We start from the raw sequence: 24,884 nt of genomic DNA, 5'->3' as shown, positions 1-24,884 counted from the left end.
AGCTCAGAACCCGCTCCCGCAGACACTTACCGCTTAACCTGCAGAAACAGGATCACGCGAAGATCGATTCATACACCACGTCCGTGGACGTGACCACGAGTCTTTGCCATGTGTCCCACCTTCACCCTCACGGTGTGCGACGACAGACGCTCCAGCTAGGGCTCACACTCGATTAGGGATGACCCCAGTCACGTGTCCGGAGAACGGGGGAAGGTCATGTGTTGGCCGGCACGCCGGGGATGGGCAAGACCAAAACCTCGCCGTCGCGGACGCAGCCCTGATCGCGAGGGAATCCCAGCTCACAGTGCGAAACCGTGCTTCGAGCGCAACACCACTTGACGGTATGTAACCAGCCCCCGCTCCTAACAGGGATCCTTTGTCATACGCCGCTGGACTTCACCGGGTCTGCTCGATCACGAGGGAGGCTGCTGGTCAACGAAGGACAACGCACGCTGGCGGCGTGCTGGTAGCGCTCGTCGGCCCAGACGGCGCGTTCTGTCACGCGGGTACGGCCGTGTGCGATGGCTTCCAGTGCCGGTACGGCTGCGGAGGCTGCTGGGCCCATCATGCCCAGTGCCTGCACTGCGAGCAGTTCTGGGGCGGGCCGCTGCCAATCCCGATCGGACAGTGGTCGGGCCGTGATGGCGTCGAGCAGCGGGGCGATGAGTCCTTCTGCGTCGCCCGTGATCGCCCACAGCGCTCGCGCGATGGCCACCCGGTCGTACAGATGGCCGTGCTCGCCGTCATGGAGGTACTTGCGCAGGACCGGGACGGCGGTTGCGGCAGAGGGGCCGAGTTGTTCGAGCATCGGTGCGGTGTCGCGGGCGGCATGGCGCGAGCACCTGATCGAGCAGGAGCAGGAGTCGGCGGCGCATCGGCGGCCGAGCCGATACACCCACCGTCCGGTGGTCATCTCCAGCGCGCCGAGCACGGTGACCTGCCGGTTCTTGCCCGGTGTGAGGACTTCTGGGCGGTGCGGGCGCAGCGTCCAGCTCGCCCGCACGTGCGGCAGCCAGTGGACGTGGGTCTCATCGGCAGCCCACACCACTGCCCCGCGCGGCAGCGCCCGTAGCCGGGCGGTGATGTCGAGCAGATCCGCCAGCGATCGGGATCGCCCTTGGCGATCAGCTTAGGGCGCCGCCAGATGGCCACCAGCCGCACCCGCCGATACAGCGTGCGGCGGCTCAGCGCGGGCCGGTTCAGCATCCGCCACAATCTGGGGATCGTCCATGGTCCCGGTCGGGCCAGCAACGCGGCGATGCGCTCGATCAGCCGCCGGCCACCCCGGCGAGGGCGTCCCGGACGTGGGCGGTCGGCCAGGCCCGCCACCCCGTACCGGTTGAACCGCGCGATCCAGCGGCGGACCGTGCCCGGGTCGTAGCCGAGCAGGCCGGCGATCTGCGCCGCCGGCAATCCATGCAGCGACAACAGCACCATCACCGCCCGTGTCGCCTGCCGCCAACGACCGCGTAACTCCGCCTGCAGGTCCTCGACCGAGGCGGCCGGAGCATTGGCGAACACGATAGGAGGGCGCATACTGACCACGACCTCGCCGGGGCCGGACGGATGGTCTGAGCAATCTCGATCCAACCCCCGGCGAGGCCCTTGTCAATCCCTGTCTGACCCAGCGATCTCACACCCTGTTACGCGCAGAACTTCTGGATACGCGCTTAGTCCCAGTCCTCCCACTGCAGCCAGCGGTGCTTGCTGAACAGCCAGTCGTGGGTCAGGCGGACGCCCGTCAGCCGCTCGGCCACGGCCAGCGCGAACGCCCGGAAGTCCGCGGCGCGCTCACCGGAGAAGTTTCCGATGAGCTCGTCCAGCAGGTGCGGCTGATCTCCCTGCCGGTGGAAGGGCTCCTCTCCCCACTCCAGGAACTGCAGCGTCGTCAGTGGCCGCGCATCCCGGTAGTAGTCGAGGCTGTGGCTATTGATGCCCGAGTAGACGTTGAGGGCCCTACCATCCTTCGCGGACAACTCGCGCAGGATCTCGTGACCGGAACCGGTATCCCCGTACTCGGGCTCAACGACCACCACCCAGGGTCCGAGTTGCCCGGCTATGGCGCTGCAGGCGACGCCGCCTGCCTCCTCTCGCGCCTCGAAGCCGGCGTTCTCCGCCTCGGCCACGTTGTAGCGCAGGCCGGTGTCCAGGCCGCTGCCGAAGACGCCGGCCACCTCGTCGAGGGTGAGCCCCTGGCACCAGGTGATGCAGAGCGTTTCCGAGAAGTAGCCGGCGATGTTCCGGTAGTGCTCCTCCACATCGTTCACGGGCATTCCTTGTTCGTCGGCGCCTTGTCGTGAGTCACCCTGACATGCCGGGCGACGTACTGCTACTGCCGGTCGACGTAGAACCGGTCGCCGTGCAGGATGCGGTAGCGCGCCCAGAAGATACTCTGAGTGGATCCGCCCGCCTTATTGGCCTTCTCACCGATGAACTTGAGCGAGAAGTCCCTCCCGTTGTATCCGGCGCCTTCCACGAGTGGGGTGGGTTGGGATAAGGCCCTGGTGGCGAAGGGCTCTGTGAGCGACCCGCGGCGCCGTGCCCGCGAGCCGACCGAAGTCAGGCGAGCGAGAGCCGCGTTTCGCCAGGCATCACTGGTTGAAGGCATCAATCGCGAAGCGGCGCTGTCGCACGGATGATCGCCGAATGCATGCCATCAGCGACCTGGTGAGTAGACGTGATGGTGATATCGGTGAAGCCCGCAGTGGCCAGGTCGGCGCGGGCTTCGGCCGTGGACAGCGCTCCACCGTTACCCGCTCACGCCTCCTCGGACGGGACGAATGCGATGTGGCCGGGCCGGGCCATCAACAGTACGCCGAGGGTGGCGTACCCGACGAGCAGGTGCCCGCCGCCGATCCAGGCGGAGACGTCTTCACCGAACACCACGGAGGACGGGATCGACACGACCGCCCAGCTTTCGGCGACCAGCGGCCACCAGCGCAACAGGCCGCTCCACCGTTTGGCAGCCGCGAGCTTCACGCTGATCAGGGCCATGCCGAGCATCGACACCGGCCAGCAGAGATCGAAGGCCATCAGCCAGGCCGCGTTCTTGACGTCGTCCGGGAGAACGCCGTGCAGCAGCGACCAGACACTGGCCAGGCCGAGCAGGACCGCCTCGACGGTGAGCGCGGCGGCGGCGAAGCGGGACGTACCGATGGCCTGGGTCCTCATTTGCACGATCAGCAGACCGAACACGCCGAGCTGGAAGAGCAGGCCGGTCAGGTCGACCACGCGCTCGCCGATGCCGGCGCCGGTCGAGCCGAAGACGAACATGGCCACCGCCCAGGAGAGTGAGCCGGCCGCGAGACCCGCGCCGGCGCGGCGAACGGCGGCGACGCTGATCGAGTGGTGACTCCTGGACGGCGGGTCGTTCCTGCGGTGGAGATCCGTACGAGCCTTGGCCGGTTCGTCGGTGACGCGTGAGTTCATGGTGCCTCCCCTTGGTTTTGGGACGGTGACCACGATTTCGGCTCGCCGTCCCGGGCAGGCAGGGGCACCCGTCCCGGATCCGATCCCGGATGCCGCGCGGTTGTCCCGGGACACGTTGTCCCTGGGGCAAAGGGACACAAACCCGGCACAATGCTGCAGTGACGAAAGAGAGACCGGCCGGGGCACCGCCAACATCCACCACCCGCCTGCCGGTCTCAGTGGTGGTTTCGGTCATTGCGCTCACCGCCGGCACCGTGCTCCTGGACGTCGGCAACGGCGGCGTCACCGTCCCGTCGAACGCCGGCCTCGACAATGTGAGCTGGCCTTTCGCGCTCGCGGGCCTGGTCCAGGCCGTGCCGGGCGCGCTGCTGCTGCGGCGGCTGCCCCGCCATCCGGTCGCCTGGGTGCTGACCGCCTCCGGCGTGCAGTGGGCGCTGAACGGTTTCCTCGGCGCGTGGGCCTTGCATGCGATCTACGTGTCCCCGGGCGCGCCGGGGGCCGCCGCCGCGTACTGGTTCTACTCCCGGTTCGGCGCTGCCCTGCTGATGGGACTGCCGCTGCTGATTCTGCTGTTCCCCGACGGGCGCCTGCCCTCCACCAGGGGCTGGCGATGGTTGTCCGTGGCGAGCCTCGGATTGACCGCGCTGCTGCCCGCGGTGTGGGTGTGCGCGCCCATGGCCGCGCTGACCCGTTATGAGGCGGCGCCGCTGCCTGCCGAGATCTCCCGCCTGGGCCTCGACCTGCTGAGCATCCCTCTCCCCTACGAGGTCTGGCTGCCCTTGATCGAGGTCGCCCAGGCCGCCGTGCCGGTGGGCCTGGTGGTGCCGTTCGCCGTCATGGTGCGCCGCTACCGCGCCGCCGATCCCGAGCGCCGTGCCCAGATCCGCTGGCTGACCTGGGCCGCGCTGGTGGACATGGCGGTGCTGCTGCTGCCATTCGTGACATCGCCCGAGCCGGCCTCGCTGCTGCTGTGCGTCGCGCTCGGGCTTACATCGGGCGCCGTGGTGGTCGCCGTGGGCAAGTACCGGCTCTACGAGATCGACCGCTTGCTGCCGGGGACCTTTCTGTACGGCACGCTCGCGGTGCTGGTCGTGGTGATCGATGTTGTGGTGTTCGCCGTGGCGGGCCGGGTGCTGGGGGAGCGGGATTCCGCGCTGGTCGCGTTGGCCGTGGTCGCGATGGTCTACGCGCCGGTGCGTGATCGGGTGTGGCGGGTGGTGCGGCGGTTGGTGCGCGGCATGCGTGACGATCCGTATGCGATGGTGTCGACGCTGGCGCAACGGTTGGAGTCGGCTGAGGGACCGGACGAACAGCTGCTGGCCTTGGCGGGGATGGTGGCGGAGGCGTTCCGGCTGCCGTACGTGCGGGTGGAGATCGATCGGCCGGGTGGGGCGTGCTCAGTGGTGGAGTACGGCTCCGCGCGGGGTGCGCCGGTGTCGTTGCCGGTCTCGTACCGGGGTGAGGTGGTGGGTCGTCTGGTGCTGTGCCGCGCGGAGCTGACCGAGCGCGATCAGCGGTTGCTGGGTGATCTGGTACGGCAGGCCGCCGCGGCGGCGCGGGCTGGCGAGCTGAGTGCCGACCTGCGGCGGATCCGGGCGCAACTGGTGCTGGGGCGAGAGGAGGAGCGCCGCCGGTTGCGTCGTGACCTGCACGATGGACTGGGCCCGAGCCTGGGCGCGGTGGCGCTGCGGATCGAGGCGGCACGCAATCTGGCGGCCTCCGCGCCGGGAGAGTCGGACCGCATCTTGGAGCAGACGGCGGCCGATGTGACGGCGGTGCTGGGAGAGGTCCGGCGGCTGGTGCATGATCTGCGCCCCGCGGTGCTGGATGAGCTCGGCCTGGTGCGCGCGGTGCGGCAGCAGGCCGACCGGCTCCGGTCGGGGAGTCTGCGGGTGGTGGTGTCGGATGACGGGGTGGAGGGGCTGCCGGCTGCGGTGGAGGTGGCGGCGTACCGTATCGTGTCCGAAGCGCTGGCCAACGTGGTCCGCCATGCGGGGGCTTCGCGCTGCGACGTCACGCTTGTGGTGCGCGGCGGCGTGCTGGAGGTGCTGGTACGTGACGACGGTCGCGGCATCGGTGCGGACGTCGTGGCGGGGGTCGGCATGTTGTCGCTGCGCGAACGCACAGCGGAGCTGGGCGGCGACTGCGAGGTGAGCTGCCCGCCGGAGGGCGGCACGCTGGTCCATGCTCGGCTGCCGATGGAGCAGATCATGGAGGTGTCAGGTGCCGGATGAGTCGATCCGCGTGCTGCTCGCCGACGATCACCCGGTGTACCGCGATGGGCTGGCGGTGCTGCTCGGCTCCATCTCCGGCATCGACGTGATCGGCACCGCCGCGGACGGACAGGAGGCGGTGGAACGTGCCTCAGCCCTGCAACCCGACATCGTGGTCATGGACGTCGCCATGCCCGGGCTGGACGGCATCGAGGCGACGCGGCGCGTGGTCGCCGACAGTCCGCACATCGGCGTTCTCATGCTGACGATGTCGGAGGAGGATGCCACCCTGTTCGCCGCGATGCGCGCCGGAGCCCGCGGCTACCTGCTGAAAGGCGCCAACCAGACCGAGATCGTGCGCGCCATCCAGGCCGTCGCCCATGGCGAGGCCATTTTCGGCCCGGCGATCGCCCGCCGGGTGGCGGAGTACTTCGCCCCGCCCGCCCGGCAGGACGACACGACCTTCCCGCAGCTCACGCCGCGGGAGCGGGAGATACTTTCGCTGATCGCCGCAGGCCGGTCCAATCCGCAGATCGCTTCGGCCCTGTTCCTGTCGCCGAAGACCGTGCGTAACAACGTCTCCAACATCTTCGCCAAGTTGCACGTCGCCGACCGGACCGAGGCCATCATCCGGGCCCGCGACGCGGGCCTCGGCTGACAGGCCGTCGAACGCCTGCTCGGCGCCATGGGATCCCGCCGGTGGCCCGGGAAGGCCGCCCGGCGGAGTGAATCGCCTATCGGGGCCAGACGGCCCGGGCGATCTTAGGAGGCAGGGCTCGCCATCAGGTACTGCTTCTCAAACCCCGCCTTGACGCCTTCGCGTTTGTCACGATCTGAGGGGATAGCACGAGAGTCCAAAACGATCGCCGGCCGCCGACCTGCTGGCTACGGACGCGACCGGTCCCGTTGGCTCGGCCGGTTCCATCGGTCTCGCAGGCCCCAAAGACCCATTGAGTCCGACTGGTCCCGCGGGCCCAAGGGAGAGCAGGGTCCAGCCGGAATGGGCGGCTCGGTGACGAAATATCTCGGCGGAGCCGACCCTGAATTCCGTCGCGGAACCACAGTGCTCGAGATGCCCTTGGAACCGGGCGCTTGCCGAATCCACGCCGACATCTCGATCAGCCCGAACCTCGGCGAGAGGGCAAGGAGCACTTCGGCAACTGCACGATCGCCGCAGTGCCTGCCGCGCCATAGCGGCCTCCTTCACCACGGTCCCCGTCCTGATCTCCAGCTCAACAGTGCCGTCACCCGGCGGGAGTCGGGCAAGGCCACGGTGCGGTGCACGGGTGGGCCTTTGGACGGCGACCTTCCCGCTATCGATCTCGGACGGCTCCTCGTCAGTCCCCGCGGCCACTCAGACCCAAGCCCTGCAGGTCGGGCATGCCGAACGCGAGGTGGGGAAAGGCGTTGCCGACGCGAGGGCTGACGTACAGGGCGCCTCTGCCGAAGGCCAGGGGGAGATGGCGGGCACGGAGCATGAGGTGCTGGTTGACCTGCTTGTACAGGTCCGCGCCCGCCACCCGGCTGCTCTGGCGGCGTGCCAGGTCGAGAGTCTTGCCGACCTGGGTGTCCGGCCGCTCGTCGAGGGCCCGGTCCTCGACGAGCGGCCGGAGGATCGCGCGTGCGAAGCTCCCATCGGGGTGGGTCCGGCCCATCACCAGTCCGTAACCGTTCCTGCGCAGGTCGCCGGCCGTGCCGGTGGCCGCCTGCCAGGCTGCGTCGTCGGCCAGTGGGACGATCTGGACGGTGATGCCCACGCGGCCCAGCGCCGCCTTGAGCGCCTCGGCGGTGGTGAGGTCGGCGGGCCGGTCGCCGCGTACGGCCAGGGACGTGCTGAAACCTTTGCCGTCCGCGCAGTTCGCGAGATGTGCCGTGGCGTCGGCTGTTTTGCCGCCCTCCCCGGCGAGCCCGTACGGATCCCAGGACGGATCGGCTCCTTCGACCCCCGGGGGAAGCAGGTTGGGCGCCGTGGACCCGCCGGTCGCGGCCTGTACGGCGGCGCGCAGGGCAGGGTCGGCCGCGGCCAGCAGCACGGCGCGCCGGCAGTCCAGATCGTCGAAGGGGGCGGAGCCGGTGAGGGCCACGTACGTCGTCGTACGGTCGTAGAGGTCGCTGACACTGCCAAGCGGGGCGGCTCCCCGCAGAGTTCCCGCCTGGGCCGGGTCGGTGATGAGCACGATGTCCTGCCCTTGATCACGATCCAGCAGTTCTTGGAACCGGCCGGGGGAGACGCCCAGGGTGAGCTCGACCCCGTCGGGCAGTGCCCGGCGAGCCGGGTCGGTCCCCGGGTTCCAGTGTGGGTTTCTGACGAGGGCGAGGCGCCGGCCGGACGCCTCTTCGGCGAACCGGTACGGGCCGGTGGCCACAGGCCGGCTTCCGTAGCCGGATTCGCTCTTCCCCCGCGGGACCGGTGCGGTCGCGGGTGCGGCCAGCAGCTGGCTGAACTCCGCGGATGGGCCGGCCAGACGGAAGATGATGGTGTCCGGGCCGGGGACCTCGATCGAGGGGAGCGTCGCGGTCTTTCCGTCCTCGCGGGCCTGGGCGAGTGTCCCGTTCGGGTCGAGAAGTTCGACCAGTCCTGAGGGGACCCCCTGCGACAGGCTGCGCTCGATTCCGTGCTTGACGTCGGCGGCGGTGACGGGTGTGCCGTCCTCGAACTTCACCCCTTCGCGCAGGGTGAAGGTGTAGGCGGTGGCGTCAGGGGACACGGCGGGTGGCGCGGACGCCAGATCGGGCACGAGCCCATGACCCTCCACGTTCCGCCCCTGCGGGTGGGCCATGAGGGTCCGCAGGTACAGACGCCGCACATTGTCCATGAACGGGTCGGAGGCGGTTGCGGGATCCCATGAGTGGATCGTGCGATCGGTGGCGATCTTGAGGGTGCCTCCGCGCAGGACTGACGCCTGCGCCGTCCTGCGCGGAGAGGCGATGATCGTGTCCTTGGGCGGGCTCGGTGAAGGACCGGTCAGCCAGATGGCGACGGCCCCCAGCACACCGGCTGCCGCGACACCGGCGAGGTACTTCTTGTGCTTCATCGCGTCGCTTTCGTGCTCGGCTTTCGCATCGCGGGCGAGGTGCCGCCTCCGGGCTTGCGGGGACGGCACCTCGTTCGGCGGGTGGATCAGTTGATGTGGACGAGTGTGTCGGTGTGCTCGAGTCTGGCCACGGCGTGGCTGATCAGCGGCATGTCCTCGGCGTGGGTGCCGGCGGCGATCAACTTGGACGCCTGCTCGTAGCGCTCCTTCAACACCCTGGAACGCCCGAGGCCGAAGCCCAGCAGGCAGTTGCCCACCGGGTCGGCGGTGCGCTGCGCGGAGGGTACGTCGGTGGGGCAGGCGGCCGGCAGAGACTGTCCCTTCATCGGGTCGTACTCGGTGGGAGATGAGGTGCAACTCCCGTCTGGCCCGGGCAGGCACGAGGCGTAGGCGTCGCGCGCGGTCTGGAACATCCTGGAGATCATCAGGTCATCGCCCAGGTCCGATGGGAGGCGCTGGTCGCTGAAGAGCGCCATCTTCATCAGATCGTCGTGCTCCAGCGTGTTCGCCCAGCCGATCCTGGAGTACTCCCGCAGCAGGGTCGACGCCTTGGTCACCGCCTGGTTGGCCTTGTTCAGCGGTGAGGAGCCGGTCTCCAGTTCGCGGGCGACCTTGGTGTAGTAGGCGTTCTGCCGGCCTGCCAGGAACTGCACGACCTGTCCGCGTATTTGCGGGTAGACGTGCGGGTCCTCAGCCACGGGGACGCACTCGCCAAAAGCGTCCATCCAACCGCCCGACTCCCACCTGGCCGTGCCCTCGCGGTCCGGCAGACCCTCGTATGGCTCCCAGTTCTTCGCCAGGGCGTAGGCGCTCATCCGGCAGGGATTGTCGTTACGACGAGGAAGCGTGAGCTGGGTGTAGTCGCATCCGTCGTGAACCTTCGGGTAGATCTTCGCCCACGTCTGGAGGTCCTTGGCGATCCCTTTGTGCTCCATCCGGACCTTGAAGCTGATCCGCACGTCCGCATAGCGGTAGATGTCATACCGCCCACGCCTTTCCAGCCGGTCGTTCACATACTCGACGTCCTGGCAAAGGTAGATCTTCGGCGCCTCGGTCATGTCGAGCTTTTGACTCGCCAGGACGTACAGGCCGGGAAGTTTGGCGAGGGTGACGTTTGGCGGTCGTTTGAGCGCTACCGGATCGTTCAGCTTGTCCCCCTCGGGGGAGCACGGGCGAACCTCTCCGGGGTCGCTCATCTTCTCCACCGGCTGCTCCGGAGTGCCGAAGATGTCGTAGAGGTGGTTGTCGTCGAACTCCTTCTGCGTCTGCCGAAGCTGGTCATTCAGCTTGCCGATCGCTGCGTCATAGTCGTTGATCAGGCCGGTGAACAGCTGGTTGGTCACGGTTCCGTTCGCCCGTGGCGTGGACAGCGGCTTGCTGAAAGACTGGTTGGCCTTGAGGATCTCCTTGCCCAGGGCCGCGACGCCGGTTGCTCGTGCTGGAGCGACGTTCTTGTGCGAGGCGGCGTTCTCGGACTCCAGCACCTCGTAACCGCGGGCCAGCACCAGCCACGCGGCCGGATTGGGCGTGGCGCCGAGTGTGGGGCCGGTCCAGCCAAACCTCTGCCGCGCGTACCAGTCCAGGTAGGCGATCGCGCCGTTGGCCTTGTAGATCTTCAGAGCGTCCTCGATCTGGCCTTCCCTCCACGTGCCGTCTGCCTTGACGGGGCCGACGAACGGCGCCTTCGTGATCGTCTGCGTCAGCGCGGCGTGGAGAGGTATCTCGGCGTCATGGACGTACCGGTCATTGGGGATCTGCGCGCCGTTGTGGTTGGCGGCGTAGTGGACGTACCCGTCGAGGACGGTCGAGGCATCGTTGAGGGCGATCTCCTGCAGCGCGGCGAAGATCTCCGTGCCCCAGCCGTCGAGCTGGGAGCTCAGCGCGGAGATCTGCAGATTCACCTGATAGAGCTGCTCGTTGTTGATCCGGCCGAGCCGGATGACCTCGTCGAACTGGTCCATCATGTCGGCGTAGATGACGGATAACTGATTGTCGATGGAATCGAATCGGGCGTGCATTTCCTCGCCCAGCTTCGAGACCATGTCACGCATAGCGATGATCACGGCCTCCAAGCCGGTCGGCCCGGAGTCGAGGAACAGCGGCATCAATGCCGAGATGCCCGCCATGACCGCACCCAGCATGTTGGCGGTGGCCACGTTGGTCAGCACGTTCATTCCCAGACTGGCGGCGGCGGGGATGAAATCGCTGATGGCCTTCCCGATCTGGTAGGTCGCTCGAGCGGCGATCTCCAGCTTCCTGCCGAAATTGGGATCGACCCAGCCTGCCAGATGGCTGAGGACGCTCAATGCGGCGTAGGAGTCATCGAGAACCTGGTCCCAATTCACCTTGTCGCTGACGATCTCCGCGTAGGCCGCGGTGTCGATGGGCGGGGCGTACTCCGTCAGTGACACGTGCTCGCGGAGCTTCAAGTCGGACAGCCCGGTCATCGCCACCTCGACCTGTGTCTGCTGTTTTCGCAGCACACTCCTGGTCTGCTTCATGACTTCCGCCTCGAACGCCTCGGGGTCGTTGGTGAAGTCGATATTGGTGATCTGGCGGATGTCGAGCGTGCGGGTGACGTTCGGATCCAGCTCGATCTCCTCAAGCGTGGCGCGCGAGCTGACCCCCATCTGCCAGCCGATGTTGCGATCCCATGCCTCACCGAACGCGGGCTTCACCTTGGCGAAATCGGCGACCTTCTCGTAGACCTCCCGCCTGTAGGGCAGAAGGACCTGCATGAGATCGGCGGCGAGGCGGTCGCCGGCGGCGTTCTTCTTCCACTGCGCCGACTGCTCGTATTGGCTGATCCCCTTTTCGAGGGCCACCGAGCCCAGCTTCTGAAGGGCCTCCGCGCCGCCGACTTTGACGAGCCCCAGAACGCTGCTGAGGGCGGATGCGGTTTTCGCCAGTCCGGAACCCGTGGTGTCGTACTCGGCCTCGTTCCAGGTGTTCATCACTCCCTTCATGGCGTAGTCCACTTCGTTCGCCGTGGCGTTCGGGTGGTCCAGCATCCAGGCCATCATGTACATCGACACATAGGCGTTCCTCACCTGGTTCTCCCGCATGGTGACGAGGACCTGGGTGGAGAACATCCGCTGCCGCAACGTCTCGTTCCGCTCCGTCCCGGCGGAGGACGCGGCGCTGACCGGCGCGGTCGCGCTCGGTGGCGTGACCGTTGCCACCAGGGCGAAGGCGATCACTGTCATCAGGGCCCGCGCGAAGGTGTTCACTCTTCCGCGTCTGTTCCGCCACTGGCGGATATTGCTTCTTGCACGCATGCTCTTCTCACTCTTCGGTGGAATTCCCTCGGCGTTCGCCGCTGTCCGGACTTGGCGAGGCGGGCCGGGCTAGCCGTTCTGGGCCGCGAAGCTGATGGATCTGGTGGTCGTCCGGCCGTTCGGGTCGTAGGCGATCAGGACGTACGTCTTGGCCGACACGTTGTTCCAGTCGTCGGTGAAGGTTCCGGTCTGGGGCAGGTGGCTTGGCGAGGGGGGTGCGAGCTGCCGGTCCAGCAGGACCGTCTCCGCGCCGGTCTGCCTTTTGATCACGATTCGCGTCGTGTTGGAGACCGTCCAGGAGAGGGAGAATCCCGTGGTGCACCCGCTGGGCTCTGAGATTGCGGTGGCGGTGAACTCGTTGATGCCGGCCGGTCCCGAGGTCTTGGCCTGAAGGATGACGGGATGCTGCTCCTCAGCGTTCTCCCGGACGGGGCGCACGGTGACCAGGTAGTCGCCCAGCGACCTCAGGCCATCGACGCGCTGGTTGACGTGCCACGTCCCCGCCTTCGCCGGAACGCTCTTCACCTGGGTCGCCGAGGACTCGAGGTCGATGACCTGGAGCTCGAAGGAGTCCTCGTCGCTGCTGTTGTCCTTCCACTGGACGGTCAGGGCCTGGTCCTCGACCTTGGAGACCGTCAGCTCGCTCACCGCTGCCGGCGCCGTCCCGACGGTTCTGCCCTCCACGACGACCGGTGGGGCCGCGCTGCGGTAGTTGTAGGCGGTCACGCGGAATCGGTAGCGGACGCCGGGCTTGAGTCCTTTGTAGACATAGGTGTCGGTATTGGGGACAGTGTCGTGGCCGGCCCACGTGCCGTCGCCGCTCTCGGGCACTTCCATCGCCTCGAACCCCACCCAGCTCGTGTTCTCGCCGAGGTCCAGGTCAACGCGCATTTCCGTGGCGTTGACGCCTTTGCTCAAGGTCGCCTTCGGCTCGCGAACGTCGTCGGGAGCGAGGAAGTGCTCCTGCCCCATCAGGGTGTCCTGCCCGCCGGTTTCCGGGGTCTTCACGGCCACCATCGCGTAGGAGCGGAGACCCGGGTTGGCGGGCGCCGGGATGGTCACGGTGAAACCGTGCTCGGTGCCGTAGCCGGGATATCGCGCGGCGTCGTTCTCGTTCATCGGCTTGTCGGCCGTGACGGTGGAGATCACCCGATCGTCCTCGAGGATCCGCACCTGGATCGGGTCGGCCGTGTCCGGGTCGATGGCGTAGCCGCTGAAGGTGATCTTGTCCTCGCCTTTCCAGGACAGATCGGTGGCCATCTCGTACGTTCCACCGACAGGGGCGGCCGACTTCGGGGTGCGCTGCTCGAAGATCAACGGCTGGGCGCTGCTGCGGTAGTTGTAAGCGGTGACGCGGAAGCGATAAGGGGTATCGGGCTTGAGACCTTTGTAGAGGTACGTGTTCGGGTTGGCGACATTTCCATGAGTGACCCACGCCCCGCCCTCGCCTTGGCTGACCTCCTGGCTCTCGAACCGGACGTCCAGCCCCAGCGGGTTCAGATTCACCTGCATCTCTCGCGCCCGTAAGGCGCCGACAGTCACCGTGGGCGCGGTGGCGTCCTCGGGGGAGATGTAGTACTGCTGGCCCACCGTGACGTCCGAGCCGGATCCGGCTCTGTTCACGGCCATCACGGTGACCGAGTGGATGCCCGGGACCGTGGACGCCTGGATCTCCGCGGTGAAGGCGTGGTTGGCGCCATGGGCGGGATACCGCGCGGCGTCTTCCTTGTCCATCGGCTGGTCGGCGGTGACCGTGGCCACCACCTGACCGCCGTCCATGATCCTCACCTGAACCGGGTCGGCGGTGTCGGGGTCGAGGGCCCAGCCCGTGACGGTGACCTTGCCGCCGCTGCCGTCCAGAGTGAGCCCGTTCATGGCGCCGACCGGGTCGGCTACCACGAAACTCGCGCACATCTCCGGGCCCAGCACACTGCGGGTGCGATCGTAGATCGTCACGCAGACGACGTTCTCTCCCGTCTGCGTGATCGGAACCATGAGCTCGAAGCCGTGGTTGTCGCCCGTTCCCCTGTGCGCGACATCGGGGCGATGGGCGTCAGCGGTGGTCCACCAGGACGATTCCCCGGTGTACACGAGCACCTGGCTCGGTGAGGTGGTCGAGGCGTCGTCCATGGCCCAGCCGACGACTCGCACGCGGTTCCCCCAGCCGGGTTGCTGCTCGACCTTCTCCAACTCCCCGTACGGAACTGAGGCGGAGGCCGTGGCAGGGGTGTCGCGCTCGGTGAACTCCCGCACTTCCGCGGGCCGATCGAAGCCTTCGGGCAGCCTGTGGGTGATCTCCACGTCCACCAGTCCGCTCGGCGGACCCCCGGCCGCCTCCGAGTCCTTCCCGGTCGGCGTAGGCGATGTGACGTGGGCTGATGGCACTGTCCGGGGGCCGGCATGGGCGAGAGGGGCCACGGACACCAAGAGCACCGGGCTCAGCAGGGCAGCGAGAAGCCTGGGGATCTTTCTTCGAAACAAAGCTTGTCCATCCTTCATGAGAGGGCACCTGGACCGATGCCACGGCCTGGTCCTCCGACGGCGAATCGAGTCATGGCGAGCACGGGCCGATCTACCGCAGGTGATCGGCGCCATTCAGAAGGAGGCGGGACGTCCCACCCTCACTTGAGTGAGGCTGTGGACGGCCGTGAGATCCGTGCCGCCCGCCGAAGGCATGAGACGGTGGCGCGATTGTGGTGACCAAGCTCGGCTATGTCGGGCAGTCGTCCGGGCTGGTCGAGGTCGTGACAGCGAAGAGCGACGGCGTCGCGATCTTCTTGGTGCGCATGGACCTCAGGATGTCCTGGACCGCTTGTCGTCTCCTTGAGATGTCTTGTCGCCGCTTGGTCCAGAGGGGCCGTGTTTCCGTGACGCGGTGCCGTCCTCGAACCTCACTCCTTCGCGCACAGTGAAGGCGAAGAGGGTGGCGTCAGGGGATACAGCTGGTGGCGCGGACGCCCGATCGGGCACATGGCTGCTCACATTCCACCCCTGCGGGTGGGCATCCCATGAGCGGGTCGTTCGATCGGCGATGATCTTGAGAGTGCCACCGCTCAAGATTGATACCTGAGCCGTCCTGCGCAGGAGGCCACATGCTGAGAGCCTCGTCCAAGGCGGCTGGCGCATCCATCGGCGTCCTGGTCTCCGCCTGGAATATCAAACCGGCGAATCGTTCGGCATCCATGTCCGAGGCGGCGATCAGCATCCGCGCCGACGGTGTGGTCCGGCTTGAAGCGACTCGAAGGAAGGGCGACACCCCTGGACAACGGGTAGGACGTCAGACCCACCGGAGTGGAGCGGGAGCTCAAGATCGCAGTGGCGACGCGTGACCATTGTGCCGCCTCGTCGCCGGCCGGACCGAGGCACCATCCAGGCTCGCGACGCCGGCCTTGGCTGACCGGCCGGCTACGGCCGCCAGAGTGATCTCAGCCGCAATCCCGGGCTGGTGCTCCTATTCCCCGGTGTGCGGCTTCAGGGGCTGGCTGAGGAGCCGGCGGCCCTCGTCGACAAAGCCCCGTTTGCGGTAGAAAGCGAACAAGTGGCTCACGTCCTGCCCGTTGGGCGCGATCACGATCTCAAGGTGAGTGCATCCCAAGCCGGCGGACCAGCTCAGGCTGTCCTCGATGAGTCGCTGGGCTTGTCCACGTCGGCGGGCGTCAGGGGCGACGTACAGGTCCTCGAGTTCGGCGATCAAGCCGGATTCGAGCCCGAACGTGGTCGTGGTGATGGCGAAGGCGACCAGGCGGCCGCCCTCCTCGCTCACCGCGACGCGGGCGGTGGACAAGCCCACCAGCGTGGTCAGGTTGGCGCGCAGGTCGGCTTCGGACGTGGTGAACCCGTCCTCCTGATAGAAATCCACGGCGAGGGAGAGAAGAGATGGCACATCATCGGACATGGCGGTTCTGATCGACATGCAGGACATGATGGCCGACAGTCACCACCGCCAGTGCCTGTGGTCAGGGAAATGCCTTGTCCCGCCCCGCGCGCCGACCCCGGAAGGTACGCCGATAGGTGTGGGGAGTGGTGCCGAGACGCTGGGCGAAATGGTGGCGCAGCGTGGCGGCCGAGCCGAATCCGGCCCGCTCGGCGATCGTGGTGATGGACTCGTCGGTGTTCTCAAGATGCAGCTGGGCGAGCACGATGCGCTGGTTGGTGAGCCACTGGAGCGGTGTGATACCCATCTCCTGCTGGAAGCGCCGGGCGAAGGTGCGCGGCGACATGTGTACCTGGCGTGCCATGCTCTCCACAGTTAGTTCCTCGTGGAGGTTGGCCTGCAACCAGGTTTGCAGGGCTGCGAAGGGCCCGGCGCCGAGGTCGGCGTTCGGGCGTTTGATGTACTGGGCCTGATTTCCGTCCCGGTGCGGAGGCGCCACCATACGCCGGGCGATGTCATTGGCGACGGTGCTGCCCTGTTCCTTGCGCACCAGGTGCAGGCAGGTGTCGATGCCGGCGGCGGTCCCGGCGCCGGTGATGACCGGGTCCTCGTCGACGAAGAGCACGTCCACCTCCACCCGGGTCTTCGGGTAGCGGCGGGCGAGTTCCTCGCCGTAGCGCCAGTGGGTGGTGCAACGGCGGCCGTCCAGCAGGCCGGCCTCGCCGAGCAGGAAGGCGCCGGAGCAGATGCTCAGCACGCGCGCGCCGCGTGCCACCGCGGCCCGGAGCGCCTCGTACAGGTCCTCCGAGTGCCGGACGTCCGGGTCCGAAGCCGGAATGCCGATGAGATCCGCCGACTCCAGCCGTTCCAGTCCATGGGGAGTCTCAACGTGGAATCCGTGTCTCGTCCGCACGCTCGATCCCGTGGGCGAGACGACCGCGAAGTCGTAGACGGGCAGGCCGTCGTCGCTGCGGTCGATTCCGAAGATCTCGCAGAACACTCCGAGTTCGAAGGCATGGCCGCCGTCGAGGGCGAGCACCGCGACGTCGCGCAGCATCCGGGTTCTCCTTGAGCGGTGTGGAGCGCACATGGGTGGCAGGAATTTCAGCTTATTCGGCATTTCTGCCACTCTCGCACCAGCGCGGCATCTGGAAGGTTGATGGTGCAGCGCCATCAGTCCCAGGGGACCGGGCGGCTGCATTCCTTACTTCACCTTCACAGGAAGACGCACAATGACGAACACGTCCACCCCCGGTATCGAGGAGAGATCCGACAAGGCCGCCCAAGTCCTGCGCAGACTCGCACTGGACGAGGATCTCAAATGGCGGGTGCCCGCAGACCCGGCGCTCGGCGAGATCGCCCGCAAGGTGGCGCGGCGCTATGTGGCCGGCGAGAGCCTCACGGAGTCGCTGGACCGCATCAAGGAGATCCTTGCGACGGGCCACCGTGCGAGTGCCGAGTACATGGGGGAGAGCTGCCGGGACCCGGAGCGCGCCGCGACGGAGACCGGCGTGTTCGTCGACGCCGCCCGCCTGCTCCCGCCGGGCTGCATGATCTCTCTCGACCTGTCGCACATCGGCCTGGCGATCGACGAAGATCTCGCCTTGGAGAACGCCACGCGCATCGCACGTGCCACGGCGGATACCGGGCGGGAGATGATGATCTCGGCGGAGGGCTCGGACCGTACGGACGCGGTCTTGTCGGTGTACCGCAAACTGGCCGGAAGCTTCGACAACGTCGGGATCACCGTCCAGGCGCGACTGCACCGCACTGCCGATGACCTGCCGGCGCTGCTCGACCTGCCAGGACGGATCCGCCTGGTCAAGGGTGCCTTCCTGGAGCCGGAGAGCGTCGCGTACGCGCGCGGCGACCAGGCCCTGCCCGTGGCATACCTGCGCTACGCCAAGCTGCTGGCCGCGTCGGGACATCTGTGCTCGTTCGCCACGCACGACTGGGACCTGATCAACCAGATTGACCAGCTCCTCGGCACGACCGGCCCCGATGTGCCCTGGGAGTTCGAGACCCTGCTCGGCCTCGGGCCCGAGCAGCTTGCCGCGATGGCCGAACGAGGACACCCCACCCGCGAGTACACCGTCTTCGGCACCGAATGGTGGCTGTATGTGTGCAACCGGCTGGCCGAGGACCCCCAGCGCCTGCTGCAGGCCCTCATCGACGCCGCCGCCTGAGACCGGGGCGTGCTCCTTGCCGACGACCCTTCCATTGAGAAACAGTGACCATGGTGAACCTTGATGTGATCATGTGGCCGGACTCGCCGTGGCGTGAGATGCGGCAGGAGTGGCGCAGGGCTGAGGAGCTCGGCCTTGGCCGGGGCTGGCTCTACGACCACTTGAACCTGTATGGCCGGCCGGTTTGGCACGAGGCCTACACCACGCTCGCAGCCGTCGCGGCGGCCACCTCGCGCATCGGCGTGGGGACCATGGTGACCGCGCCGAACTTCCGGCATCCCGTCACCTCGGCCAAGGCAGCACTGAGCCTCGACGCCCTCTCCGAGGGCCGTTTCGTGATGGGCATTGGGGCTGGAGGGCCCGGCGGAGACTCCGACGCATTCGGCGGCGGGCCGCTCAGCCGCGCCGAGCGCACGGCACGGTTCACCGAATGGGCCGAGCTCACCGATCTGCTCCTGACCCAGGCCGACACGGACTACACCGGTCGCTTTTTCGCCGCCCATCAGGTCGCCGTCGGCGGTGGACAGCCGCGCAGGCCGCCGCTTGCGGTCGCCGCCACCGCCCGGCGCGGCATGGAGCTGGCCGTGCGCTTTGCCGATTTGTGGATCACGCAGGACGTGGGCCAGAACCCGGCCACCTACGCCGGCACACCGCATGCCGAGGTACGGCGGCAAGTCGCCCTCCTGGACGAGATCTGCGCCGAACAGGGCCGCCGCCCCGACACGCTGCCCCGCCTGGCGGTGCTGGGGTACGGTGGCGAGCGCCCACTGGCCTCGATCGAGGCGTTCCGCGACTGCCTGGGCCGATACGAGGAACTCGGCATCACGACGCTGGCGGTCCTGTGGCCCCGCGGCGACCAGGCCCCCGCTCAACTAGCGGTCCTGGAACGGGCCGCCGCCGAATGCACGCGGTCCTGATCAGGTACCCGACGTCTCATCCGGCCGAGCCATCGCGGACAAGACCGAGAAAGCTCGCAGCCAACGGCGAGAGATGACCGGGACTCCAGACCGCGGCGATGCGCCACTCAGCCGCCTCATGTCGGAGCGGCGTGATCGTGATCGGAGGGGGAGCGATGCGGGCGGCGCTCGCCGGGACGAACGCGGCGTCGGTCCCGGCCGCCACGAGCGCCAGCACGGTTTGCAGGTCATGCGTTTCCTGGACGACGCCAGGCCGGACGCCGACGGCGGTGCAGAAGCGGTTGATCTGACCTGCCAGTCCTGGGCCTCTGGCTGTCACCAACTGGACGAAATCATGGCGATCCACCCAGCGTGAGATCTCTGCGGGGTCCGACGGGGGCGGATCCATATGATCGGCCGAGGCGAGCGCGAGGCGGTCGGTCCCAAGGATCAGCCGCCCCCAGCCGTCCTCATCGGGAAGACGGACGAAGCCGACGTCCAGTTCGCCCGCGCGAAGCTTGTCGAGCTGCTCCTGGGAGGACATGTCCTCCAGCGTGACGTACGCGTCGGGACGGCTGCGCCGGAAGGCGGCCACCAGGCGCGGGGCCAGGTCGATGCTGGAGAGCCCGAAGCCGACCGACAGCCTGCCGATCTCGCCGCCGGCCATCCTGGCCATCCGCACGGCCAGGGCGTCGGCCCGTCGCACCAGATCCTGCGCCTCCGGCAACAGGGCCGCGCCCAGCTCGGTCGGCGTGGCGCCGTGGCGCCCGCGGTGGAACAGCCGGCCCCCGACCCGCGCCTCCAAGGACTGGATCTGCTTCGTCAGCGTGGGCTGCGTCACCAGGAGCAACTGGGCGGCGCGGCCGTAGTTGCGTTGCTCGGCCACGGTGAGAAAGGCGCGGAGCAGACCGATATCCATTCCTTCATTCTATGGAACGCCATAAAACATTCATTGGACGCATCAGTCACTCGTGCGATGTCCTGGTGCCAGGAACGTGTGACGGGAGGCCATGATGGAGCAGCAAGACAAAGCGAATGGCGACGTGTTGCGATGCGCGACCGTGCAGTTCGAGCACCGGCCGGATGACAAGGCCTACAACCTGGGCAGGATCGAACACTACGTGCGGGAGGCCGCCGCCGGTGGGGCGCACATTGTCGCCTTCCCGGAGATGTGTTTGCTGGGCTACTGGCACCTGCGCCGGCATCCGGCCAAGCGGCTGCGCGAGCTGGCCGAGCCGTTGACGGGGCCATCCGTCGCGCGCGTACGCGATCTGGCGGTGGAGCACGGGATCGCCGTCGGGGTGGGCTTCCTGGAAGCCGGCGAGGAGGGGCGGCTGTTCAACAGCTACGCCGTTTGCCTACCTGACGGCCAGGTCCACCAGCACCGCAAGCTGCACGCCTTCGAACACGAGGCGATCGGCAGCGGCGACGGCTACACCGTCTTCGACACGCCGTGGGGCGTGCGCGTGGGCATCCTCATCTGCTGGGACAACAACCTGGTCGAGAACGTACGGGCGACCGCGCTGATGGGCGCCTCCGTGCTCATCGCACCCCACCAGACCGGCGGCACCGCCTCTCGCAGCCCGCATGGGATGCGGCCGATCCCCGCGGAGCTCTGGAACCGCAGACACCACGACCCCGAGGCGATCGAAGCGGAGCTGCGCGGACCGTACGGACGCGAGTGGCTGATGCGCTGGCTGCCCGCCCGGGCCCACGACAATGGCCTGTTCGTCGTGTTCAGCAACGGCGTTGGGAAGGACGATGATGAGATCCGTACCGGGAACGCGATGATCCTCGACCCCTACGGCCGTATCCTCGCCGAGACCTGGGCCGCCGCCGATGCCATGGTGGCCGCCGATCTCGACCTGAGCCTGCTGCCCCTGTCCACCGGGCGACGCTGGCTGCAGGGCCGGCGTCCCGAACTGTATGAGATCCTCACCCGCTGGTTCGGCGACGAGCGCGATCCGCGCACCGCCCGCTTCGCCGCCGATCCGGTGCCCATCCTGCGCGTCCCGCGGTCCTGATCGGGTGGTGCCCTCGACCGGTTCTACAGGTCCGCCAGACTCGCCGGCACGGGGACGTTCTCCTCGGAGGCGTACTGCTTGATCGCCTTCGGGGGCAGGGCGCCGCTGACCGTGGTACCCTCGCCGAGCACGCTGTTGACGCTGAGGCGGCCGCCCAGCCTGGTGAGGTCGGCCCGGCCCGTCAGCAGCCGCGTCTCCAGCGCTTCGAGCGCCTTCGCCGTCATGCCCCCGTCGTCGTCGCTGATCGTCAAGCGCAGGCCGGTCCGAGCCACGGTAAGGGCGAAGCAGATGGTACGGGCCTGCGCTTGACGTTCGATCTCCTGCAGGACCTCGCGGATCACACCATGAACGACGGCGGCGATGCGACCGGCGAGTCGCTCCTTCGGCAGGGCCCAGACCTCCACCGTGATCCCGGTCCGCCGCGACCATTCCGCCAGACGATCCTCCAATACTTGGGAGTACGAGGACTGGACGTCCGAGCGGAGCTGGTCTTGTGACATGTTTCTCTTCTTCCTGGTACGTGGGGCAAGCGGTACCGCCCCGGGGAGTCGGCTACGCGGCCAGCAGCTCGGAGGGCCCGGTCTCGAAGAAGGTGGCGTTGGCCTTGGAGCCGGACTGCCGCAGCGCCTTGAGCTCCTGATACTCGGGCGAGTCGTACCAGCCGTGCGCGGCCGCCAGATCGGGGAACTCGATGAGGACGGGGTAGGTCAGCATCGGCAAGCCCTCGGCCACGTTGACCTGGCCGCCGACGGCGAGGTAACGGCCACCGTGACTCTCCACCACGGCGCGTACCCGGGCGGTGTACTCCGCCAGCTTGGCAGGGTCTGTGACCTCGATGTTGTCGAACAGGGCGTAGGCAGTCATGAAGTCTCCCTCAGTGCATGTAAATTAGTCCCATTCGGGACAATCCCGAATTTACTACCGATCGGGATAATCCCGCAAGTGAGTGATTCATGAGCGATCTGTTCGGCGACCCGCGCTGGGAGGCCTATGGCATGCTTCGTGAGGCCTATCTGGCCGTGACGAGGAACATCGACGCGGACGTCAGCCCCGCTGGCGACTTTGACGCGTCGATCTCGGACCTGCTCTTCAGGCTGGCGAGAACTCCCGGCCACGCTCTGCGCACGGTGGACATCACCCGAGCGCTGGCGACCAGCACCACAAGGACGACCCGGTTGCTGGACACCGCAGAGGAACGGGGACTCGTCACCCGGCAGGCGCATCCGGAAGACCGGCGGGCCATCCTCGTCACACTGACCCCGGACGGCTTGGAGGAGGCCCGCCGACGAGGCGCCCTAGGACTGGCCTCGGCCCAGCGCCACATCTACGACGTCCTGACGGACGAAGAGGTAGCCGTCATGATCCCCATCCTGCGGCGGATCCGCGACGCGAACCAGCGGCCGGACAAGGGCCGCTGATCCGGCTCTCTCCACCTGCGCCGCAGTCCGTTGTCACACCCGGCCCCCGTTCTCTGATCCGGCCGCCGGACGGTCCTGAGTCCGGTCACTTCCCTGCACAAGACGGCGATTCGCCCGAGAAGGAGCCGAAGGTGCGAACGCCGGCACTGTCCAGAAGTATGCAAGGGGCCCTTGTCGATCCCTTGTCGCTACTTGTGGATCATCGGAGAGCTGCAACGGACGGGATCGCGGGCCTTCCCGGGTCGCTGTGATGGTCACAAGAAGTTTCCATCGGCCGACAAAGGGCGCCGGATACCGTCGGCGCCCCGATCGCTTCGCGCCTCGCCTCCTCAAGGAGCGCGCCTTGTACGGCCTCCCGCAGGCGCGGCGTCGGCCTTCATGTCACAGGTTTCCGGAAAGGTGAATCGTGCCCAGAAAGATCCGCGGTCAACGCGTGCTCGCCCTCGCAGGAACAGGAGTGCTGGCCACTTCGCTTCTCGTAGCAGGTGGCGTCGCCCCCGCCTCTGCGGCAGCCGGTCAGGTGCATGTCTGCGTGCACAAGAAGACGCGATACGCCCGCGTGGTCAACGCCTCCACCCGGTGCAGGACAACCGAGCAACGCATGGTGATCGGCGGCGGCGCGCAGGGCGTGCAGGGGCCTCAGGGCCCGCAGGGGCCCGAGGGTCCTCAAGGCGCCAAGGGCGCCACCGGCCCGCAGGGCCCGAAGGGCGAGAACGGGTCCCGGGGCCCCGCGGGCCCCAGGGGTGAGCAGGGACCCAAGGGCGAGCAAGGGCCCAAGGGCGACCAGGGCCCCCAGGGTGAGCAAGGACCGCAGGGTGAGCAGGGCCCGCCCGGTAAGGACGGCAGCGGCAAGTTCACGCAGGTCCACAAGACGTTCAAGAACCGCCTCGGCGACACGCTCAACTGCCCTCCGGGCACCACGGTCGTGGGTGGCGGCGGCCAGCTCCGCAGGTCCGGCGCGGTGTGGTCGCTTGGTGCGATCAAGGTCAGCAAGCCCGACGTGAACGGCTGGACCCTCGCCGCCGAGTACACCGGTGCCGACCCCTACGAGCTGGAGATCTACGCCATTTGCGCCGGGTGACCCAACCCCGCGGACGACGCGCTTCCGGCAGGCTCTTCTCCCTGTCCGGAAGCGCTTCCCGCCCTCCCCGTTGTTCTCTGGCGGCAGGAGCGCGAAGCTGGCGCCGAGAGCCCCTGCTCAGAATCGGGCGATCTTGGGAACGCCCGCTGGAACGACAGGACGCGTCGCTCACAACCAGTGCCAAGTGATCTTCGCCTGCTGGACGGCGTCGGCCAGCCACAGCTCGAAGGCGGCCTCCCCGGCCGCCTTCAGTGTTTCGGCGTTCGCTACGGTCTCCTCCCGCTTGTGTACCAGGCCCGTCAGGAAGCGCCTCTCGAACGGCACCGGGCCGACGCCTTCTCCGGCCGGCACATCGCGCAGGGGTGCGGGCAGTTCGCCCGACCAGGTTCGGGTCTTGGTGAGCCGCAGCTCCCAGCGGTGGTCGAGCGGGCTGTGAAGTTCGGCGACGTCGATCTCAGGTCGGACGCCGTGGTGGTTGCGGATCGGGACACGGATCTTCGCTACCGCGTGATCGCGGACAACGAGCCGGGCCCGGTCAGGACCGCCCGGCTTGAGCGGGGCCGGGGCCAGACGATCGGCGATATGTGGCACAGCCATCTGACCGGCAGCGGCACCCGTACCGTCATGATTGAGGTGATCGACCAGAACAGGCCGCGCAAGTACCACGCCTACACCTGGACCTGCGTTCCGAAGGACCCCTCGCCTGGTCCGGTGCGCGTTGCCGCGCTCTGGCCGCAGGCATATCACGGCGATTGCGCCGAGCCTCCGTACATGGTGGCGAACGGCCGCCTGGCGGCTGCGGTCGGTACGGAGATCGGCTACCGATGGCTGATCGACGGGCAGCCGAGAAGTGCCGGCACGGTCACCGTTGGCAAGAGCGGATGGGCGGAGCTGCAGACCTCGTGGACGCGGCCCTCCAAGACGGACGGGACCGTCGCACTTGAGGTGCTCAGCCACAACAAGCCGATCGCGCAGGCCACCTACACGGTGACGTGCGAGAAATAGACTGTCCCTGACCCGCCGGCTATCCGTGGTCGACGAGCCGGACGAGGCGAACTGGCGGATCCACATCGACAGGCGCAACCCTGGACGGGTGCGCCTGTCCTGCTTTCGGTACATGTTGACGGCGCCTTGGCCGCACTACCGGCGTGGCCCTGATTTCAAGTGCTCGGGCACATTGAGCCCGTTGTCGTGGACATCTCCGCCGCGCGCAAGGCTGCTCCTGGACCAGGAGCTTCCCTATGCCCGCGAGGTCGGCCAACGGCGGGGATCCGGTCAGCGGCTCATGAAGCACGCGGGCTTCGAGTGCGACCCGGCTGGCGCTCGGGGGGCGATAAGATGAATCTCTCGGAAAGAACAAGGAGAAACGTGCATGCTGGCCGCCCAACGCCGTGACTTGCTCCTGGAACGTCTCAACCGGGACGGCCGGATCATCGCCAAGGACCTCGCC

The 24,884-nt window shown here is 67.8% G+C and carries 19 protein-coding genes and 1 pseudogene; 8 read left to right on the top strand and 12 right to left on the bottom strand.

All coding sequences use genetic code 11. From position 1 onward, the window contains the following. Positions 1–862: 862 nt before the first annotated feature. The 3 genes and pseudogenes from AB0I79_RS61160 to AB0I79_RS61150 all read right to left on the bottom strand — a co-directional run. Positions 863–1,536 (bottom strand): annotated as a pseudogene (locus tag AB0I79_RS61160) (IS630 family transposase); the annotation flags it as partial. Positions 1,537–1,670: 134 nt separating this feature from the next. Beyond that, a complete protein-coding gene (locus tag AB0I79_RS61155) occupies positions 1,671–2,267 on the bottom strand; it encodes a DUF6461 domain-containing protein (protein ID WP_357895233.1) in 597 nt (198 codons plus the stop codon). Positions 2,268–2,757: 490 nt separating this feature from the next. Further along, a complete protein-coding gene (locus AB0I79_RS61150) occupies positions 2,758–3,429 on the bottom strand; it encodes a hypothetical protein (protein WP_357895230.1) in 672 nt (223 codons plus the stop codon). Positions 3,430–3,518: 89 nt separating this feature from the next. Here AB0I79_RS61150 and AB0I79_RS61145 point away from each other — a divergent pair, with 89 nt between their 5' ends. Both AB0I79_RS61145 and AB0I79_RS61140 read left to right on the top strand, forming a co-directional pair. Next, a complete protein-coding gene (locus AB0I79_RS61145) occupies positions 3,519–5,663 on the top strand; it encodes a sensor histidine kinase (protein WP_357895227.1) in 2,145 nt (714 codons plus the stop codon). Further along, positions 5,653–6,300: a response regulator transcription factor gene (locus AB0I79_RS61140; protein ID WP_357895223.1), complete on the top strand. Its 648-nt coding sequence runs from the start codon at positions 5,653–5,655 to the stop codon at positions 6,298–6,300. Before AB0I79_RS61145 ends, AB0I79_RS61140 begins: the two co-directional genes overlap by 11 nt. A gap of 679 nt (positions 6,301–6,979) precedes the next feature. Here the strand turns inward: AB0I79_RS61140 and AB0I79_RS61135 are convergent. The 5 genes from AB0I79_RS61135 to AB0I79_RS61115 form a co-directional block, all read right to left on the bottom strand. After that, positions 6,980–8,677 (bottom strand): ABC transporter substrate-binding protein, encoded by a 1,698-nt coding sequence (locus AB0I79_RS61135; RefSeq protein WP_357895220.1) that lies wholly within the window; start codon positions 8,675–8,677, stop codon positions 6,980–6,982. 86 nt (positions 8,678–8,763) lie between these two features. Continuing rightward, positions 8,764–11,907 (bottom strand): hypothetical protein, encoded by a 3,144-nt coding sequence (locus AB0I79_RS61130; RefSeq protein WP_357895218.1) that lies wholly within the window; start codon positions 11,905–11,907, stop codon positions 8,764–8,766. 117 nt (positions 11,908–12,024) lie between these two features. Continuing rightward, entirely contained in the window at positions 12,025–14,256 is a 2,232-nt protein-coding gene (locus AB0I79_RS61125; protein ID WP_357895215.1) for a hypothetical protein, read from the bottom strand. A gap of 1,150 nt (positions 14,257–15,406) precedes the next feature. Continuing rightward, a complete protein-coding gene (locus AB0I79_RS61120; protein ID WP_357895212.1) occupies positions 15,407–15,868 on the bottom strand; it encodes a GNAT family N-acetyltransferase in 462 nt (153 codons plus the stop codon). 43 nt (positions 15,869–15,911) lie between these two features. Next, complete coding sequence (locus AB0I79_RS61115) at positions 15,912–16,886, bottom strand: helix-turn-helix domain-containing protein (protein WP_357895209.1); 975 nt, start codon at positions 16,884–16,886, stop codon at positions 15,912–15,914. 175 nt (positions 16,887–17,061) lie between these two features. Here AB0I79_RS61115 and AB0I79_RS61110 point away from each other — a divergent pair, with 175 nt between their 5' ends. Next, entirely contained in the window at positions 17,062–18,015 is a 954-nt protein-coding gene (locus AB0I79_RS61110) for a proline dehydrogenase family protein (protein ID WP_357895206.1), read from the top strand. A 50-nt stretch (positions 18,016–18,065) separates the two neighbouring features. Then, on the top strand, positions 18,066–18,932 hold the full coding sequence (locus AB0I79_RS61105) for an LLM class flavin-dependent oxidoreductase (RefSeq protein WP_357895236.1): 867 nt from the start codon (positions 18,066–18,068) through the stop codon (positions 18,930–18,932). Between the two features lie 16 nt (positions 18,933–18,948). On the opposite strand, the gene AB0I79_RS61100 is transcribed toward AB0I79_RS61105, so the two are convergent. Then, a complete protein-coding gene (locus tag AB0I79_RS61100; protein WP_357895203.1) occupies positions 18,949–19,830 on the bottom strand; it encodes a LysR family transcriptional regulator in 882 nt (293 codons plus the stop codon). A 142-nt stretch (positions 19,831–19,972) separates the two neighbouring features. Between AB0I79_RS61100 and AB0I79_RS61095 the strand changes: the two genes are divergently transcribed. Then, positions 19,973–20,935, top strand: coding sequence for a nitrilase-related carbon-nitrogen hydrolase (locus AB0I79_RS61095; RefSeq protein ID WP_357895200.1), 963 nt, complete (start codon positions 19,973–19,975; stop codon positions 20,933–20,935). A gap of 23 nt (positions 20,936–20,958) precedes the next feature. Here AB0I79_RS61095 and AB0I79_RS61090 read toward each other — a convergent pair whose 3' ends face one another. Together AB0I79_RS61090 and AB0I79_RS61085 are read right to left on the bottom strand one after the other, a co-directional pair. Further along, positions 20,959–21,435 (bottom strand): hypothetical protein, encoded by a 477-nt coding sequence (locus AB0I79_RS61090; protein ID WP_357895197.1) that lies wholly within the window; start codon positions 21,433–21,435, stop codon positions 20,959–20,961. Positions 21,436–21,487: 52 nt separating this feature from the next. Continuing rightward, entirely contained in the window at positions 21,488–21,799 is a 312-nt protein-coding gene (locus tag AB0I79_RS61085) for a DUF1330 domain-containing protein (protein WP_357895194.1), read from the bottom strand. An 89-nt stretch (positions 21,800–21,888) separates the two neighbouring features. On the opposite strand from AB0I79_RS61085, the gene AB0I79_RS61080 reads away from it, so the two are divergent. After that, entirely contained in the window at positions 21,889–22,353 is a 465-nt protein-coding gene (locus tag AB0I79_RS61080; RefSeq protein WP_357895191.1) for a MarR family transcriptional regulator, read from the top strand. Positions 22,354–22,885: 532 nt separating this feature from the next. Further along, positions 22,886–23,434 (top strand): hypothetical protein, encoded by a 549-nt coding sequence (locus AB0I79_RS61075; RefSeq protein ID WP_357895188.1) that lies wholly within the window; start codon positions 22,886–22,888, stop codon positions 23,432–23,434. Between the two features lie 168 nt (positions 23,435–23,602). Here AB0I79_RS61075 and AB0I79_RS61070 read toward each other — a convergent pair whose 3' ends face one another. Continuing rightward, positions 23,603–23,758 (bottom strand): hypothetical protein, encoded by a 156-nt coding sequence (locus tag AB0I79_RS61070; RefSeq protein ID WP_357895186.1) that lies wholly within the window; start codon positions 23,756–23,758, stop codon positions 23,603–23,605. A gap of 108 nt (positions 23,759–23,866) precedes the next feature. Between AB0I79_RS61070 and AB0I79_RS61065 the strand changes: the two genes are divergently transcribed. Then, positions 23,867–24,439, top strand: coding sequence for a hypothetical protein (locus AB0I79_RS61065; protein WP_357895183.1), 573 nt, complete (start codon positions 23,867–23,869; stop codon positions 24,437–24,439). Positions 24,440–24,884 lie beyond the last annotated feature (445 nt).

The organism is Nonomuraea sp. NPDC050202 (genome assembly GCF_040656115.1).
In the GTDB taxonomy this organism is placed as follows: Bacteria; Actinomycetota; Actinomycetes; order Streptosporangiales; family Streptosporangiaceae; genus Nonomuraea.
The sequence above is the reverse complement of the archived record's forward strand: the minus strand, read 5'-3'. Positions and strand labels throughout refer to the sequence as shown.

Coding starts and splice junctions, on each gene's coding strand:
- AB0I79_RS61150 (WP_357895230.1), bottom strand. CDS start 3,429: ATGAACTCACGCGTCACCGACGAACCGGCCAAGGCTCGTACGGATCTC.
- AB0I79_RS61145 (WP_357895227.1), top strand. CDS start 3,519: ATGCCGCGCGGTTGTCCCGGGACACGTTGTCCCTGGGGCAAAGGGACA.
- AB0I79_RS61135 (WP_357895220.1), bottom strand. CDS start 8,677: ATGAAGCACAAGAAGTACCTCGCCGGTGTCGCGGCAGCCGGTGTGCTG.
- AB0I79_RS61120 (WP_357895212.1), bottom strand. CDS start 15,868: ATGTCGATCAGAACCGCCATGTCCGATGATGTGCCATCTCTTCTCTCC.
- AB0I79_RS61115 (WP_357895209.1), bottom strand. CDS start 16,886: ATGCTGCGCGACGTCGCGGTGCTCGCCCTCGACGGCGGCCATGCCTTC.
- AB0I79_RS61110 (WP_357895206.1), top strand. CDS start 17,062: ATGACGAACACGTCCACCCCCGGTATCGAGGAGAGATCCGACAAGGCC.
- AB0I79_RS61105 (WP_357895236.1), top strand. CDS start 18,066: ATGGTGAACCTTGATGTGATCATGTGGCCGGACTCGCCGTGGCGTGAG.
- AB0I79_RS61100 (WP_357895203.1), bottom strand. CDS start 19,830: ATGGATATCGGTCTGCTCCGCGCCTTTCTCACCGTGGCCGAGCAACGC.
- AB0I79_RS61090 (WP_357895197.1), bottom strand. CDS start 21,435: ATGTCACAAGACCAGCTCCGCTCGGACGTCCAGTCCTCGTACTCCCAA.
- AB0I79_RS61085 (WP_357895194.1), bottom strand. CDS start 21,799: ATGACTGCCTACGCCCTGTTCGACAACATCGAGGTCACAGACCCTGCC.
- AB0I79_RS61080 (WP_357895191.1), top strand. CDS start 21,889: ATGAGCGATCTGTTCGGCGACCCGCGCTGGGAGGCCTATGGCATGCTT.